15 protein-coding genes are annotated in these 15,040 nt (G+C 71.8%); 9 read left to right on the top strand and 6 right to left on the bottom strand.

Annotated elements, in window-relative coordinates:
• Positions 1-291: alternative ribosome rescue aminoacyl-tRNA hydrolase ArfB (gene arfB, locus IPZ69_RS09775; RefSeq protein WP_235453634.1), on the bottom strand; the 291-nt coding region annotated here is incomplete at its 3' end.
• 145 nt (positions 292-436) lie between these two features.
• On the opposite strand from arfB, the gene IPZ69_RS09770 reads away from it, so the two are divergent.
• From IPZ69_RS09770 to IPZ69_RS09760, 3 genes are all read left to right on the top strand, one after another.
• Entirely contained in the window at positions 437-1,012 is a 576-nt protein-coding gene (locus tag IPZ69_RS09770) for a TerD family protein (RefSeq protein ID WP_235453633.1), read from the top strand.
• Positions 1,013-1,256: 244 nt separating this feature from the next.
• Entirely contained in the window at positions 1,257-1,766 is a 510-nt protein-coding gene (locus tag IPZ69_RS09765; RefSeq protein WP_235453632.1) for a GNAT family N-acetyltransferase, read from the top strand.
• 318 nt (positions 1,767-2,084) lie between these two features.
• Positions 2,085-3,641, top strand: coding sequence for a M4 family metallopeptidase (locus tag IPZ69_RS09760; RefSeq protein ID WP_235453638.1), 1,557 nt, complete (start codon positions 2,085-2,087; stop codon positions 3,639-3,641).
• Between the two features lie 31 nt (positions 3,642-3,672).
• Here IPZ69_RS09760 and IPZ69_RS09755 read toward each other — a convergent pair whose 3' ends face one another.
• Complete coding sequence (locus tag IPZ69_RS09755; protein ID WP_235453631.1) at positions 3,673-5,091, bottom strand: M1 family metallopeptidase; 1,419 nt, start codon at positions 5,089-5,091, stop codon at positions 3,673-3,675.
• Between the two features lie 73 nt (positions 5,092-5,164).
• Between IPZ69_RS09755 and IPZ69_RS09750 the strand changes: the two genes are divergently transcribed.
• Complete coding sequence (locus IPZ69_RS09750; protein ID WP_235453630.1) at positions 5,165-5,665, top strand: hypothetical protein; 501 nt, start codon at positions 5,165-5,167, stop codon at positions 5,663-5,665.
• A gap of 23 nt (positions 5,666-5,688) precedes the next feature.
• On the opposite strand, the gene IPZ69_RS09745 is transcribed toward IPZ69_RS09750, so the two are convergent.
• The gene (locus IPZ69_RS09745; protein ID WP_235453629.1) at positions 5,689-6,375 is read right to left on the bottom strand and encodes a pentapeptide repeat-containing protein; all 687 of its coding nucleotides are present in this window, start codon (positions 6,373-6,375) and stop codon (positions 5,689-5,691) included.
• A 143-nt stretch (positions 6,376-6,518) separates the two neighbouring features.
• Between IPZ69_RS09745 and IPZ69_RS09740 the strand changes: the two genes are divergently transcribed.
• Entirely contained in the window at positions 6,519-7,679 is a 1,161-nt protein-coding gene (locus IPZ69_RS09740) for an NAD(P)-binding protein (protein ID WP_235453628.1), read from the top strand.
• A 140-nt stretch (positions 7,680-7,819) separates the two neighbouring features.
• Positions 7,820-9,325: an MFS transporter gene (locus IPZ69_RS09735; protein ID WP_235453627.1), complete on the top strand. Its 1,506-nt coding sequence runs from the start codon at positions 7,820-7,822 to the stop codon at positions 9,323-9,325.
• Here the strand turns inward: IPZ69_RS09735 and IPZ69_RS09730 are convergent.
• From IPZ69_RS09730 to IPZ69_RS09720, 3 genes are read right to left on the bottom strand one after another with little or no spacing between them, the layout of a single operon-like run.
• On the bottom strand, positions 9,314-9,796 hold the full coding sequence (locus IPZ69_RS09730) for a GNAT family N-acetyltransferase (protein ID WP_235453626.1): 483 nt from the start codon (positions 9,794-9,796) through the stop codon (positions 9,314-9,316). The two genes, IPZ69_RS09735 and IPZ69_RS09730, sit on opposite strands and share 12 nt — an antisense overlap.
• Positions 9,797-9,798: 2 nt before the next feature.
• Complete coding sequence (locus IPZ69_RS09725; protein ID WP_235453625.1) at positions 9,799-11,205, bottom strand: NAD(P)/FAD-dependent oxidoreductase; 1,407 nt, start codon at positions 11,203-11,205, stop codon at positions 9,799-9,801.
• A 9-nt stretch (positions 11,206-11,214) separates the two neighbouring features.
• Positions 11,215-11,862, bottom strand: a complete 648-nt coding sequence (locus IPZ69_RS09720; protein ID WP_235453637.1) for a rhomboid-like protein — start codon at positions 11,860-11,862, stop codon at positions 11,215-11,217.
• Between the two features lie 40 nt (positions 11,863-11,902).
• Between IPZ69_RS09720 and IPZ69_RS09715 the strand changes: the two genes are divergently transcribed.
• From IPZ69_RS09715 to IPZ69_RS09705, 3 genes are read left to right on the top strand one after another with little or no spacing between them, the layout of a single operon-like run.
• Positions 11,903-12,781, top strand: a complete 879-nt coding sequence (locus IPZ69_RS09715; RefSeq protein ID WP_235453624.1) for an aminoglycoside phosphotransferase family protein — start codon at positions 11,903-11,905, stop codon at positions 12,779-12,781.
• Between the two features lie 60 nt (positions 12,782-12,841).
• The gene (locus IPZ69_RS09710) at positions 12,842-13,954 is read left to right on the top strand and encodes a right-handed parallel beta-helix repeat-containing protein (RefSeq protein ID WP_235453623.1); all 1,113 of its coding nucleotides are present in this window, start codon (positions 12,842-12,844) and stop codon (positions 13,952-13,954) included.
• Between the two features lie 42 nt (positions 13,955-13,996).
• Positions 13,997-15,025: a methyltransferase gene (locus IPZ69_RS09705; RefSeq protein WP_235453622.1), complete on the top strand. Its 1,029-nt coding sequence runs from the start codon at positions 13,997-13,999 to the stop codon at positions 15,023-15,025.
• The last annotated feature ends 15 nt before the right edge of the window (positions 15,026-15,040 follow it).

The raw sequence follows: 15,040 nt of genomic DNA, 5'->3' as shown, positions 1-15,040 counted from the left end.
GAGGCGCACGGCGGCGGTCTCGCGGTTGCGCCACTGCGAGCGGTGCTCGGAGGCGCGGACGGTGACGACGCCGTCGGCCAGCCGCCCGGCCAGCCGCTCCAGCGCCCGCCGCTTCCACACCTCGGGCAGGGCCTCGGTCTTCGCCAGGTCGAAGCGGAGCTCGACCTGCGAGTCACTGGTGTTGACGTGCTGTCCGCCGGGCCCCGAGGAACGCGAGAAACGCCACATGAGCTCGGCCTCGGGCAGGGAGACGGAGCCACGGATGACGTAAGGACCGGACATGCGTCCCATGTTCCCGGCAGAGTGCGGCTCCCGTCACCCGGTTTTCCCTTTGGTAAAAGAGGTAAAGAGATCCGGAACCACGGGGACCCCTCTCGACGTTCTTCGGGGTGACGGTAGCTTCGTGCACACAGAACTAGGGAAGGGACTCCCAACAATGGCTGTAAGCCTGTCCAAGGGTGGCAACGTCTCGCTCACCAAGGAGGCTCCGGGCCTGACCGCCGTCACCGTGGGCCTCGGCTGGGACGTCCGCACCACCACCGGCACGGACTTCGACCTGGACGCCTCCGCCATCGCGGTCAACGGGCAGGGCAAGGTCTTCTCGGACGCCCACTTCGTCTTCTTCAACAACAAGCAGACCCCCGACAACACGATCGTCCACACGGGCGACAACCGCACGGGCGAGGGCGCGGGCGACGACGAGGCGATCAACGTCAACCTCGCCGGTCTCCCGGCCGACATCGACAAGATCGTCTTCCCGGTCTCCATCTACGACGCCGAGAACCGCGGCCAGAACTTCGGCCAGGTCCGCAACGCGTACATCCGCATCATCAACCAGGCCGGCGGCGCCGAGATCGCCCGCTACGACCTGTCCGAGGACGCCGCCACCGAGACGGCCATGGTCTTCGGCGAGCTCTACCGCAACGGCGCCGAGTGGAAGTTCCGCGCGGTCGGCCAGGGCTACGCCTCGGGCCTGGTGGGCATCGCCCAGGACTTCGGCGTGAACGTCTGAGTCAGCCCGCCCGCACCGGCCGAGCCCCCGCCCGTCACACGGCCGGGGGCTCGGCCGCGTTCACGCTTCCGCTCCGTACGCGATCCGGGCCGGGCATCCGCCCGAAGGACGGGCCTCGCGGCGCCATGGGGGTCCCCCTGCCCGCTCAAGCGAGAGCCGAGAGATCGGGGGAGCATGCCGGGCGTCGCGAGGCAGGCATCGCGAGGCAGGCGGGAATTCGACGGCGGGCCCTAAGGTTGGCCGGGTGATCCTGGAGCCCCTCTCCCCCGGCCTCGACATTCCGGCCCCGCTGCTCACCGAGCTCACCGCGCTCTACGCCTCCAACCGTGAGTTCCAGGCCCTCAGCGGTGACTTCCCGGACCCGGACGACATCCGGCCGGAACAGGTGGCGGCCGCGCTGGCCGACGAGTTGGCGCACCCGGACGCCCAGGTGCTGCTGGCCCGCAGCGAGGGGCGGCTGGTCGGGGTCGTCATCACCCTCGCCCGGCACCCCGACCCGGCGGACCCGGATCCGTGGATCGGGCTGCTGATGGTCGACGCGGGTGTGCACGGACAGGGGCACGGGCGGCGGATCGCGGGACTCGTCGAGGACCGTCTGCGCGCCGCGGGCCGCGGCGCCGTGCGTCTCGCCGTGCTCGACGCCAACCCCAAGGGCTTCGCCTTCTGGACCTCCCTCGGGTACGAGGTCATCGGCCACCGCCCGGACCGCGAGCTCGGCCGCCCCTGCGCCGTCCTGCGCAAGGCGCTGACCTGACGGCGTGAGGGTGACGTCCCGAACCTCACCTGCGCTGTGTGGACGGGTAGTTGAGGTGGCTCTCGGGCGTCCGCATAACGGACGACAGGTAACAGGTTTCGGATACGATCGCGTAAAGTCTTGACTGCGGACTGTCAAAGATCTGGCTTGAATGCCACCCTCTCCTCACTCGCCGCAACTCTGTGCACCCCCTTTGCCCCGCCTGTGCCTCCACCACGAGGCCAGCCCGAAGGAGATCGAGTGAGTCAGCAGCCCCACTCCACCCGCACCTCCCGCCGGACCGCCGTGCGCGCCGCCGCCCTGGTCGGCTCGGCGGCGATGGTCGTCCTCGCGCTGCAGAACGGTCCCGCCACCGCGGCCCCCGAGCACCACAGCGGCGCCACCGCGCTCCCCCTCACCGCCTCGGCCCGCGCCGGCGCCCTCAAGTCGGCCCAGGAAGCGGCCGGTTCGACGGCCCGCGAGCTCGGGCTCGGCAGCAAGGAGAAGCTCGTCGTCCGCGACGTGATCAAGGACGCGAACGGCACGGTCCACACCCGCTACGAGCGCACCTTCGCCGGTCTGCCCGTCCTCGGCGGCGACCTGGTCACCCACGTGGCGAAGAACGGCACGCTCAAGGGCGTGAGCAAGGCGGCCAAGGCCCGCATAGCCGTGGCGTCCACCGACGCCGCCGTCTCCCCCGCCGCCGCACGGAAGACCGCCCTCAAGGCCGCCGATTCGGCCAGGGCCACCGCCTCGACCGCCCGCAAGGTCGTCTGGGCGGCGGGCGCCAAGCCGGTCCTCGCCTACGAGTCCGTGGTCAAGGGCGTCCAGCACGACGGCACCCCGAGCGAGCTGCACGTCGTCACCGACGCCACCACCGGCAAGGAGATCTACTCCTACCAGGCCGTCGACACCGGCACGGGCACCAGCCAGTACAGCGGCACGGTCGCCCTCGGCACCACCGCCTCCGCCTCCGGCGGGTACGACCTGATCGACGGCGGCCGCGGCGGGCACAAGACGTACGACCTGAACGGCACAACCAACGGCACCGGCACGCTCTTCCACGACGCCGACGACGCCTGGGGCGACGGCACGGTCACCAACCGCCAGACCGCCGCCGTCGACGCCGCCTACGGTGCCGCCGTCACCTGGGACTTCTACAAGTCCGCGTTCAACCGCAACGGCATCGCGGGCGACGGCAAGGCCGCCTACTCGCGCGTCCACTACGGCAACGCCTACGTCAACGCCTTCTGGTCGGACAGCTGCTTCTGCATGACGTACGGCGACGGCGCGGGCAACGCCGACCCGCTCACCTCGCTCGACGTGGCGGGCCACGAGATGAGCCACGGCCTGACCGCGGCCACGGCGGGCCTGAAGTACAGCAAGGAGTCCGGCGGCCTGAACGAGGCCACCTCCGACATCTTCGGCACCTCGGTGGAGTTCTTCGCCAACAACTCCTCCGACGTGGGCGACTACCTCATCGGCGAGAAGATCGACATCAACGGCGACGGCACCCCGCTGCGCTACATGGACAAGCCCAGCAAGGACGGCGGCTCCGCCGACTACTGGTCGCGCACCGTGGGCCGGCTCGACGTGCACTACTCGTCGGGCGTCGCCAACCACTTCTTCTACCTGCTGTCCGAGGGCAGCGGCGCGAAGACGATCAACGGGGTCTCCTACAACTCCCCGACCTACAACGGCTCCGCGGTCACCGGCATCGGCCGCACCAAGGCCTACCAGATCTGGTACAAGGCCCTGACCACGTACTTCACCTCGTCGACCACCTACGCGGGCGCCCGCACCGCCACGCTCCAGGCGGCGAGCGACCTGTACGGGGCGGGCGGCGCGGAGTACAACGCGGTGGCGGCGGCCTGGAAGGCCGTGAACGTCAACTGACCCGGCACGACGGCGAGGGCCGGGCCGCCGCTCAGCGGTGGTCCGGCTTTCCCTCGCCGTACAGCCAGTCGTCCCAGATCGCGGCGAAGTCCTCGTCCGGCGCCGTCTTCTCCACGTACGCCGTGAAGTCGTCGGTGTCCGCGTTGCCGTGCCGGTGGGCGGCCGCCCAGCCCTGGATGATGTCGTAGAAGGTGTCGTCGCCGACCTTCTGCCGGATCTTGTGCAGCACCATCGCGCCGCGGTCGTAAACCGGCGGGTCGGAGACGTGCGCGGCACTGGTCGGCTTCGCGGGCGGGAAGTCCCAGATCTCGTCGCCGGCCTCGTCGCTGACGCCGTCGTAGAACGCGTCGAAGGTCTCCTGCGCGCTGGGGCCGCCGTGGTCCTCCGCCCACAGCCACTCCGCGTACGTCGCGAAGGCCTCGTTGAGCCACATGTCCCGCCAGGTCTTCGGGGTCACGGAGTTGCCGTACCACTGGTGGGCGAGCTCGTGGACCAGGGTCGGGGTGTCGACGACGCCGGGGAAGGACGGGCGGTTCTGGGTCTCCAGGGCGTAGGGCACGTCGTCCACGGGGTCGACGATCGCCCCGGTGGAGGAGAACGGGTACGGCCCGAAGTTGTTCTCCCCCCACTCCATGATCTCGGGGATCCTCGCCAGCACCTCGCGGCTCTCCTCGGCCCGTGACGGATCGACGGCGGTGTAGACGGGCAGGCCGCTCTTGAGGGTCGAGCGGGTGACCCGGTAGTGGCCGATGCCGACGGTGGCGACGTAGGTCGCCATGGGTTCGGCGGTGTGCCAGGTGAAGGTCGTGCGGCCGTGGGCGGTCGTCTCTTCGCCCAACTCCCCGTTGGACACGGCCTGCAGACCCTCGGGCACGGTGACGGCGATGTCGTACGTCGCCTTGTCGGACGGGTGGTTGTCGCTGGGGAACCAGGCCATCGAACCGGTGGGCTGCCCGAGGGCCAGCGCGCCGTCCGGGGTGCGCAGCCAGCCCTCCGAGGAGCCGTCGGGGTCGGTGTACCTCAGCGGGACGCCCGAGTAGCGCACGATGGCGGTGAACGTCTCCCCCTTGTCCAGGTCGTCGTGCGGGCGCACGGTCAGTTCCTGGCCGGCGCGGTTCCAGCGGGCGCGGGCGCCCTCGACGGTGACCGATTCGACGTGCAGTCCCTTGAGGTCGAGGTCGAAGGCGGACAGGTCCTGGGTGGCGCGGGCGGTGATCCGCGCGGTGCCGGTGAGGCGGTGGTCGCCCGGGTCGTAGGCGAGGGTCAGGCCGTAGTGCGCGACGTCGTAGCCGCCGTTGCCCGCCTTCGGGAAGTACGGGTCGCGCACGCCGGAGCCGCCGGAAGTGCCGCGCACACCGCCGTCGCAGGCGACCAGGGTGAGCGCGAGCAGGGCGGAGACGACCGGGGTGACGACCGGAACGACCGGGACAAGGCGCGCGGATCTGGACATGTCAGTGATCCTATGGGGCGGGCCGCCGTGGGCGGATTCCGGCGATCGAATACGGCCGTGACACCATCGCCTCGTGCTCGACATCGGCTACGCCCTCTCCAACCGGTTCCCGGACCCGCCGCAGACCGACTACCGCCGCGCGGACGTCCACGCGCTGCGGCACGACCTGTTCTGCGGGGACGTGTACCTCGCGGACACCAAGGCGGACCGGGAACTGTCCACAGCCTGGGGATGGGTGCCGGTGCTCGACTTCGCGTGGGCGCTGTGCGACATCGTGGAGCGGCTGGACCGGGACCCCGCGGGCTCCCGCGCCTCCCGGCCCCAGCGGGCGGAGCTGGACTTCACGGAGTCCACCGACCGCATGCTCTTCGAGCGCCGCTTCGGCTGGGTGGACATCGAGTCCGACTGGATGCCGGCCGAGGAACCACCGCTCTCCTTCTCCCACGCCGAGCTGCGCCGCGAGGCCCGGGACTTCCTGCACGACCTGCTCGCCGACCTGACCGACCTGCACGAGGACCTGGCGGAGAACCCGGCCATCTGGACCTTGCAGGCCCGCTTTCCCCGGCTGGCGTAGGGCGCCGGAGCCGCGAGGCCCCGTCAGCCCTCCACGCGGATCCCCAGCTCCAGCGCCAGCACCGGTGCCAGATCCACCAGCTGGGCGGGGCTGATCACCGCGCCGGCCAGCCGGCCCACCCCTCTGGTGATCTCCAGGGTCGCGGCCCCGCGCAGGTCCACGTCCTTCAGCGTCGCCCCGCCGAAGTCCGCCCCCGTCAGCGCGCAGTCCACGAACTCGACCCGCGTCAGGCTCGCCTCCCCGAAGTCCGGTTCGACGAGGACGCAGCCCTCGAAGACCACGTCGGTGAGCTTCGCCATGCGGAGGTTGAGGTAGTCGATCTTGCCGCCGCGGATCAGGACCCGCTCCAGGACGGCGCCGTGCAGCTGCGTGCCGCCCAGCCGGGCGTCGCGCAGCTCGACGTCCCGCAGCGTCGCGTCGGCGAGGTCCGTGCCCACGCCTCTTGCCCCGGTGAGGACGCTGTCGAGGAAACGTGCGTGCGGCAGCCGCGTCTCGTCGAGCACGCAGTCCGTCAGCGCGCAGTCCAGGAAGCGCGCGCCCGCCCCGTCCTGCCCGGCCAGGTCCGCCGCCCGGAACTCCAGCCCGTCGTAGTCCCCGTCCGGCTCCAACTCCCCTTCGTCGTACGGCTCCAGCTCAGGCAGTCGCACCTCCGGGCGCCGCGCGCCCGCCGTCTTCGCCCTGCCGGTCCCGCCCGTCGCTCTCCTCGCCATGCGCCCATGCTGCACCGCGCCACTGACAATCGCCCTGACCTGCGCGAACCCCGGCGATGTCACATTCCGCACCCCTGAGTCGGTCCTAGCGGCAGCAGGCAACGCGAGAAGAGGGCGAACCCGAGCAGAGGAGACACCCACTCATGCACCGCATCACCGTCATCGGCGGTGGCCTCGCCGGGCTGACCGCGGCGGTCACCGCCGCCGAGGCGGGCGCCAAGGTCACCATCCACGAGGCCCACCACACCCTGGGCGGGCGGGCCCGCACCGCCGAGGGGCCGTACCGGACGGACGAGGGCCCGCACGCCCTCTACAACGGCGGCCCGCACTGGGCCTGGCTCAAGCAGCGCGACCTCATCGGACCGCTCGCCCCCGTCCCGCCCCTGGAGGCGGCCCGGCTCCGGCTGCGCCACCACGGCATGCTGCGCCGCACCCCGCCGTTCGCGATGCTCAGGCTGCTGCACCGCGGCACCCGCCGGGCACCGGTGGACGTCGACTTCCTGAGCTGGGCGACCGCTCAGGCCGGTGAGGAGGGAGCCCGTGCCGCCGCCCACTACGCGGCCGTCTCCGTCTTCCACCACGACCCCGGGGCGCTGTCCGCCGCGTTCGTGCAGGAGCGTCTGCGCCGGGTCACCCGGCTGCCGTCGGAGGCGCAGCACCCGCTCGGCGGCTGGGGCGGCGTCGCCGACCGGCTGGCCGCGCGGGCCTGGAACCTGGGCGTGCGGATGGAGACCCTCTCCCGTGTCGACTCCCTGCCCACGGACACGCCCGTGATCGTCGCCACCTCCCTGGACTCGGCGCGCCGGCTGCTGAAGGACGACGCGCTGCGCTGGCCCGGCGGGCGCACCGTCCTGCTCGACCTCGCCCTGCGCACCCGCCGCGGGGACGCCCTGGCCGTGTCCGATCTCGACGCCCCCGGCTGGATCGCGCGGGTCACCGCACAGGACCGGTCGCTGGCCCCGGCCGGCGAGCAGCTGCTCCAGGGGCAGCTCCCGATCGGTCCGGGGCAGTCCCGCGCCGACGGCGTCGCCCGTGCCGAGGAGCTCCTCGACCTCGCGTTCGAGGGATGGCGGGAGCGGGTCACCTGGCGGCGGGAGGCCGTGGCCGACGGTCGTACGGGGGCCGTGGACCTGCCGGGCACGAGCTGGCGCGACCGGCCCGCCATCGACCGCGGCGACGGCGTCTACCTGGCGGGCGACCAGGTCGCGGCCCCGGGCGTGCTGTCGGAGGTGTCCTTCAACAGTGCCCTCACGGCGGTGTCCCTGGCGCTGGGCCGGCACTCGCTTGACCTCAAGCAGGCTTGAGGTCGGGGGGTGGGGCCGACACAGGGGCGCGGCCCTCGCGTTCCTCGCGCGGCAGAACCGGGGGACCCCGCATGCACGCCGTCCGCGGCGCCCCGGCGACCGGGGATGCGACTTCTGTTGATTCGTGGTCTTCTGACCAAATGAGTGTCACCCCAACGGGTGAGGCCTCCGCGAGGAACGACGGATCCGACGCCCGCCGCTGGTGGGGTCTGGTGATCATCGCGCTGGCCCAGCTGATGGTGGTGCTGGACGCCACGATCGTGAACATCGCGCTCCCCTCCGCCCAGCACGCCCTGGACATGTCGGACGGCAACCGTCAGTGGGTCATCACCGCCTACACGCTGGCCTTCGGCGGTCTGCTCCTGCTGGGCGGCCGGATCGCCGACCTGGTGGGGCGCAAACGCACCTTCGTCCTCGGTCTGATCGGCTTCGCGGCCGCCTCCGCGCTGGGCGGCGCCGCCGTCTCCTCGGGCATGCTCTTCGGCGCCCGCGCGCTCCAGGGCGCCTTCGCCGCCCTCCTCGCACCGTCGGCGCTGAGCCTGGTGACGACCACGTTCACCGACCCCAGGGAGCGCGGCAAGGCCTTCGGCATCTACGGCGCCCTGGCCGGCAGCGGGTCGGCGATCGGGCTGATCGTCGGCGGGCTGCTCACCGAGTACCTGAGCTGGCGCTGGTGCCTGTACGTCAACGTGCCCGTCGCGATCGTCGCCGTCCTCGGCGCCTTCGCCCTGCTCCGCGACCACCCCGGGCACCCGGGCGTCCGCCTGGACGTGCCCGGAGCCGTACTGGGCTGCGGCGGGCTGGTCGCGATCGTCTACGGCTTCAGCGAGGCCCGGCCGCGCGGCTGGTCCGATCCGCTGGTGCTCGCGCTGCTCGCGACGGGCGTGCTGCTGGTCGCGGTGTTCGTGTGGTGGCAGACCCGGGCCCCGGTGCCGCTGCTCCCGCTGCACGTCGTCCGCGACCGCAACCGCGGCGGCTGCTTCCTGACCATGGCGCTCGCGGTCATCGGCGTGTTCGGCCTGTTCCTGTTCATGACCTACTACCTCCAGGTGATCCTCGGCTACTCGCCGGTGCGGGCGGGCCTGGCGTTCCTGCCCCTGACCGCCGCGATCATCGTCGGCTCCACCCAGATATCGGCGCGGCTGCTGCCCCGCGTCGCCCCGCGCGCGCTCATGGTCCCGGGCATGGTCCTCGCGGCGAGCGGCATGCTCGTCCTGACCCGGATGACGGTCACCTCGTCGTACACCTCCGAGATCCTGCCCGCCCTGCTCCTGATGGGCCTCGGCATGGGCCTGACCTTCATGCCGGTGTTCGCCACGGCCACCGCCGGGGTCGCCCCGAGGGACTCCGGGGTCACCTCGGCGACCGTCAACACCTCGCAGCAGGTCGGCGGTTCGATCGGTACGGCCCTGCTCAACACCATCGCCACCACCAGCAGCGCCGCCTACGTCACCGCGCACCTGCACGGCCTCGCGCGCCGGGCGACCGTGGTCCCCGAGGGCATCGTCCACGGGTACACGGTCGCCATCTGGTGGGCGTCCGGGATCATGCTGCTGGCGGGCCTGGTGGCGGGGGTGCTGGTGACGGCGAAACCCCCCGGGCGCGGGGCCCGGGCGCACGCGCCGGTGCCCGAGTCAGTCGGCTGACTTGGCCAGCTCGGCGAGCGCGTCGTCCGTCAGCCGGTAGACCGTCCACCCCTCCTGCGGGCGGGCGCCGAGGGACTCGTAGAAGCCGACCGCGGGCCGGTTCCAGTCCAGGACCGACCACTCCAGCCGCTCGTAGCCGCGCTCCGCGCAGATACGGGCCAGCTCGGTGAGCAGTGCCCGGCCGTGGCCGCGGCCCCGGGCGGCGGGGCGGACGTACAGGTCCACCATGTAGATGCCCTGCACGCCGCGCCAGGTCGAGAAGCTCAGGAACCAGGCGGCGAAGCCCACGTTCTCGCCGGTCTCGTCGTCGGTGGCCAGGTGGACGTGGGCGGCCGGATGCTCTCCGAACAGCGCCTCGTGCAGTTGCTCGTCGGTGGCTCTCGCCTCGTTCGGCGCCTTCTCGTACTCGGCCAGTTCCCGGATCAGGGCCTGGATGTCGGGTATGTCGGCGGGAGTAGCGGTGCGAATCATGGTCAGTGCCTTCCCGCCACCCGGTCGGCCAGTCGTGCCAGCCGCGACGACTCGGCGCTCGGGTGCAGCCGTTCGCGCTGGTCGGCGGTGCGGTAGGTGGCGTACATGCCCTGGACGCCGAGCCAGCGGAAGGGCTCCGGCTCCCACTTGCGGACCTTGTGCCCGACCCAGGGCAGCTCGGTCAGGTCGGTCTTGCCCGCCTGTCCGGAGTCGAGCTGCACCAGGTCGCACAGGGTGCGGCCGGCGAGGTTGGTGGTGGCGACGCCCGAGCCGACGTAGCCGCCCGCCCAGCCGAGGCCCGTCGAGCGGTCCAGGGTGACGGTCGCGCACCAGTCGCGGGGGACGCCGAGCACGCCGGACCAGGCGTGCTCCACGCGCACCCCGGCCAGGCCCGGGAAGAAGCGGACCAGGATCTCGCGCAGCGCCTCGATCGTGGCCTGCTGCGTGCGGCCGTCGTTGTCCGTGCGCGAGCCGAAGCGATACGGCACCCCGCGCCCGCCCAGGGCGATGCGGCCGTCGGCGGTGCGCTGGGCGTACATGTAGGCGTGCGCCATGTCGCCCAGGGTCTCCCGGCCGTCCCAGCCGACCCGCTCCCACTGCTCGGCGGTGAGCGGCTCGGTGGCGATCATCGAGGAGTTCATGGGCAGCCAGGTGCGCCGCTGGCCCTTCAGGGACGCGGTGAAGCCCTCGGTGCAGCGCAGGATGTACGGGGCGCGGACCGTGCCGTACGGGGTCACGGCCCGCGTCGGGCGGATCTCCGTCACCGGCGTGGACTCGTGGATGGTCACTCCCAGTGCCTCCACGGCCGCCGCGAGGCCCTTGACCAGCTTCACCGGGTGCAGCCGGGCGCCGTGCGGGGTCCAGGTCGAACCGACCGCGTCGGCGACCCGGATCCGCTCGCGGGTGGCGCGGGCGCCGTACAGCTCGCGGTCCTTCTCGCCGTACGACAGCTCGTGCTCGTGGAAGGCCTTCAGCCGGGCCAACTGTGCGGGGGTGGTCGCCACTTCGAGCACGCCGCCCTTGTGCAGGTCGGCGTCGATGCCCTCGGCCCCGGCCACGGCGATGACCTCGTCGACGGTCTCGTTCATCGCCTTCTGCAGGCGTACGGCGGCCTCGCGGCCGTGCAGTTTCGCGTACCGGTCGCGGCCCGCGATGCCGTTGTAGAGCCAGCCGCCGTTGCGCCCGGAGCCGCCGTAGCCGCAGAACTTCTGCTCCAGGACGGTGACGCGGAGGAAGGGGGCGGCCTTCTTCAGGTAGTACGCGGTCCACAGTCCCGTGTAGCCGCCGCCGACGATCACGACGTCGGCGGAGGCGTCACCGGCGAGGGGTTCCCGGGCGTCGGGGAGTCCGTCCTGCGCGTACCAGAAGGAGATGCCGCCGTTGACGACACTGCTTGCCGAGCTGCTCATGGCCGGACGTTAACCCCTGAGGGCGGCCAGTGTCTCCTTCGGATTCCATGCTTTTGCGCGGCCTCTGACCAGCGGATAACAGGCGAGACCGATCAGGGCGGCCACGAAATGCCCGAGATCGGTGAAGGTGGGTCCGGCGGTCAGCGGCAGCCCGAAGGGGACGAGGACGAGTGCCAGATAGAGGTACCGCCAGGGCGCCGCGATCCGGTAGGTGAGCGCGGCGGCCACCCCGGCCAGCGCGTAACTGACGCCGATGTCGAGGGTGTTGACCGCGGAGCGCGGGGCCATGCCGTCGTGGATCGCCTTCAGCAGCGCGAGCTCGCTGATGAGCGTGGCCAGCACGTGCGCGGCCGCGCACACGAGCAGCCAGCGGGCGGTGCCGAGCCAGCGTTCGGCCGGGGCGTGGAAGACGGAGAACAGGACGGCGTACGGAATCCAGTAGCCGCTGTCGATCCACATCGCGCTGGTGATCAGCACCCGCGTCGGGTTCCGCGACAGTTCGTGGATGTTGGTCGACCGCTGCCGCAGGAACTGCTCCTCGAACGACGGTGACATGTGGTGCAGGGCCACGGTCGTGACGAACAGGATCAGCAGCCAGACGTACGTGCCCGGGGAGGCACGCACGTAGGCCGCGGCCGCCCCGAGCCCACGCCGCATCCGGATGACCCCGTTCACACTCGTCAGTATTGTCGGGAAGATGATCGAGGTGCCCGCCGAGCCGGCCGCTTCTCAGCGCAAATTCAACGAGGAGGCGGGGCGCGCGTTCGTCGCCGGCCTGCCGCGACGGGCGGAGGAGTTCCTGCGGCGCCGGCGGCTGCGGCCGGACGGGCCCGCCATGCACGGGGTGTGCGCGCTGGTCCTTCCGGTGGTATCCGCCGAGGGAACGCCGGCCGCGCTGAAGCTCCAGCCGCTGGACGCGGAGAGCGCGGGCGAGCCCCTCGCGCTGCGCGCCTGGGCCGGCGTCGGCGCCGTACGGCTGCTGGAGCACGACGAACCCACCTGCACGCTGCTGCTGGAGCGGCTGGACGAGACCCGGGTGCTGGCCGGCCTGCCCGAGGTGCGGGAGGCCGTGCTGGTCATCGGCGCCCTGCTGGCCCGGCTGACCGCCCGTCCGGCCCCGCCGGGACTGCGCCGGCTCGGGGACGTCGCGCGGCAACTGCTGGAGCGCACGGCGCAGGCGGCGGAGCGGGTGCCCGATCCGGCGGACCGGCGGCTGCTCGGGCACTGCGCGGCGGCCGTGCGGGAGGTCGCGGGCGAGCCCGGGGACCAGCTGCTGCACTGGGACCTGCACTACGCGAACGTCCTGGCCGCCGACCGGGCGGACTGGCTCGCCATCGACCCCAAACCCCTCGCCGGCGACCCCGGCTTCGAACTGCTGCCCGCCCTCGCCAACCGCTACGACCCCGCCGACACCCGGTGGCGCTTCGACGCGCTGAGCGACGCCCTGGGCCTGGACCGGGAGCGGGCGCGGGCGTGGACGCTCGGCCGCGTGCTGCAGAACTGCCTGTGGGAGATCGAGGACGGGCGGCCGCCGGAGACCGTCCCACTGGAGATCGGGCGGCTGTTGCGCGGCTGACACGCCGCCAGTCGGCCTATACGCCTGGTTTGGCAGTAAATCGGGCCTAGCGTACAGGATATGACGAAATGCCATATCGCGTATCTGGCGTGCACCGCGGCGCTCGTCGGCGCGGGTCTCGGCGCCACTCCTGCCGCCGCCGCCCACCATCACCTCCTCCTGGTCCGCCCCGGCGAGTCGATCCAGAAGGCGGTCGACGCCGCCCAGCCCGGGGACACCGTGCTGATCGCCCCCGGCACCTACTACGAGAGCGTGAAGATCACCACGCCTCAGCTGACCCTGCGCGGTACCGGCCTGGGCATGACGGTCATCAAGCCGGACCCGAAGGTGGTCCCGAAGCCCGCCGCCACCACGAGCTCGAACGCGGACACCACCCAGGACACCGCCACCTGCGCCGAGGGCGGCAACGGCATCTGCGTGGTGGGCACCAAGACCCGCGACATCGAGGGCGTCACCGTCTCCGACCTCACCGTGACCGGCTTCTCCCGCACCGGGGTCTTCGGCATGGCCACCGACGGGATGACCGTCCGCCGGGTGTACGCCGTGAAGAACGGGGTGTGGGGCATCGCCCAGGAGCGGTCCGTCCGCGGCGTGTTCAAGTACAACTACGCCCGCGACAACGGCGACGCCGGCCTGTTCCTCGCCAACACCGTCAAGGCCGAGCAGGGCGCGACCGACACCAAGGGCACCCTGGTCCAGCGCAACCGGCTGGAGGGCAACCGGATCGGTCTGACCGTCCGCCGCCTGCGCAACCTCACCGTCGCGGGCAACTACGTCACCGGCAACTGCGCGGGCGTGTTCATCGTCGGCGACGAGAACAAGCCCAAGGCCGGCGACATGCTCGTGACCGACAACCGCGTCGCCGCGAACAACAAGTCCTGCCCGAAGACCGAACGGCTGCCCCAGCTGCAGGGCTCCGGCATCGTCCTGACCGGCGCCGAGAAGACCACGGTCACCGGGAACGTGATCACGGACCACGCCGGCAAGTCCCCGCTGTCCGGCGGCATCGTCCTGTTCAAGAGCTTCGTGGGCGTCACCAGCGAGCAGAACCGGATCGAGTCGAACACGCTGGACAACAACTCCCCGGCGGACCTCGTCAACACGGACACCGGCCGGAACAACACCTTCACGGGCAACCGCTGCCGGGCCTCCAAGCCGTCGGGCATGTGCTGACCGATCGCGTCCCACGCCCACACCAAGGAAGGAAGGCGGCACATGACGACCGCTGAATCCGCTCCACCGCCGTCCATGCGGCTCAGGGAGCTCGTGTTCGGGGCGGCGTGTGCCGCCGCCGTCCGGGCGGCCGCCCGGCTGGGCGTCGCCGACGCCCTCGGGGACGAACCGATGACCGCGGAGGACCTCGCGGCCAAGGCGAAGACCGAGCCCAGGCCGCTGCGCCGGCTGCTGCGCGCCCTGTCCTGCTACGGCGTCTTCGCCGAGCGCAAGGACGGCACCTTCGCGCACACCGACATGTCCCGGCTGCTGCGCGAGGACGACCCGCACAGCCTGCGCGACATCTCGATGTGGTGCACCGAGCCGTGGACCTGGGACGCCTGGCCCAGGCTCGACGAGGCGGTGCGCACCGGCCGCAACGTCGTGGAGGACCTCTACGGCAAGGAGTTCTTCGAGTACCTCAACGAGGACGCCCCGGAGTCGGCCGACGTCTTCAACCGCGCGATGACCACCTCCAGCGAGCAGTCGGCGCGGGACGTGGCGGCCCTGCTGGACCTCTCGGACAGCAAGTCGGTCGCGGACATCGGCGGCGGCCAGGGGCACGTGGTGGCGTCCCTGCTGGACAAGTACCCGGTGATGCAGGGCAGCCTGCTCGACCTGCCCCGGGTCGTCGAGAACGCCGTACCGCGGCTGCGCAAGGGCGGCGACCTCGCCGACCGCGCGCGCATCGTGCCCGGCGACGTCCGCGCGGCCGTCCCGGTGCGGGCCGACGTCTACATCATCAAGAACATCCTGGAATGGGACGACGAGAGCACGGCGCGGACGCTGCGCAACGTCATCGAGGCCGGCGGTCCCGGAACGCGGGTCGTGGTCATCGAGAACCTCGTCGACGACACCCCCTCGATGCGCTTCAGCACCGCCATGGACCTGCTGCTGCTCCTCAACGTCGGCGGGGCGAAGCACACCACCGACAGCATGGTGAGCAGGCTGACCGCGGCGGGCCTGATCGTCGACGACATCCGGCCGGTCAACCCGTATCTGCACGCGTTCGACTGCCACGTCCCCGGCTGACCGCGGCCGCACGGA

It is taken from the genome of Streptomyces olivochromogenes (assembly GCF_021538895.1).
GTDB lineage: Bacteria > Actinomycetota > Actinomycetes > Streptomycetales > Streptomycetaceae > Streptomyces > Streptomyces olivochromogenes_A.
Note: the sequence above shows the minus strand (reverse complement) of the source record. Positions and strands in the feature narration are given on the sequence as shown.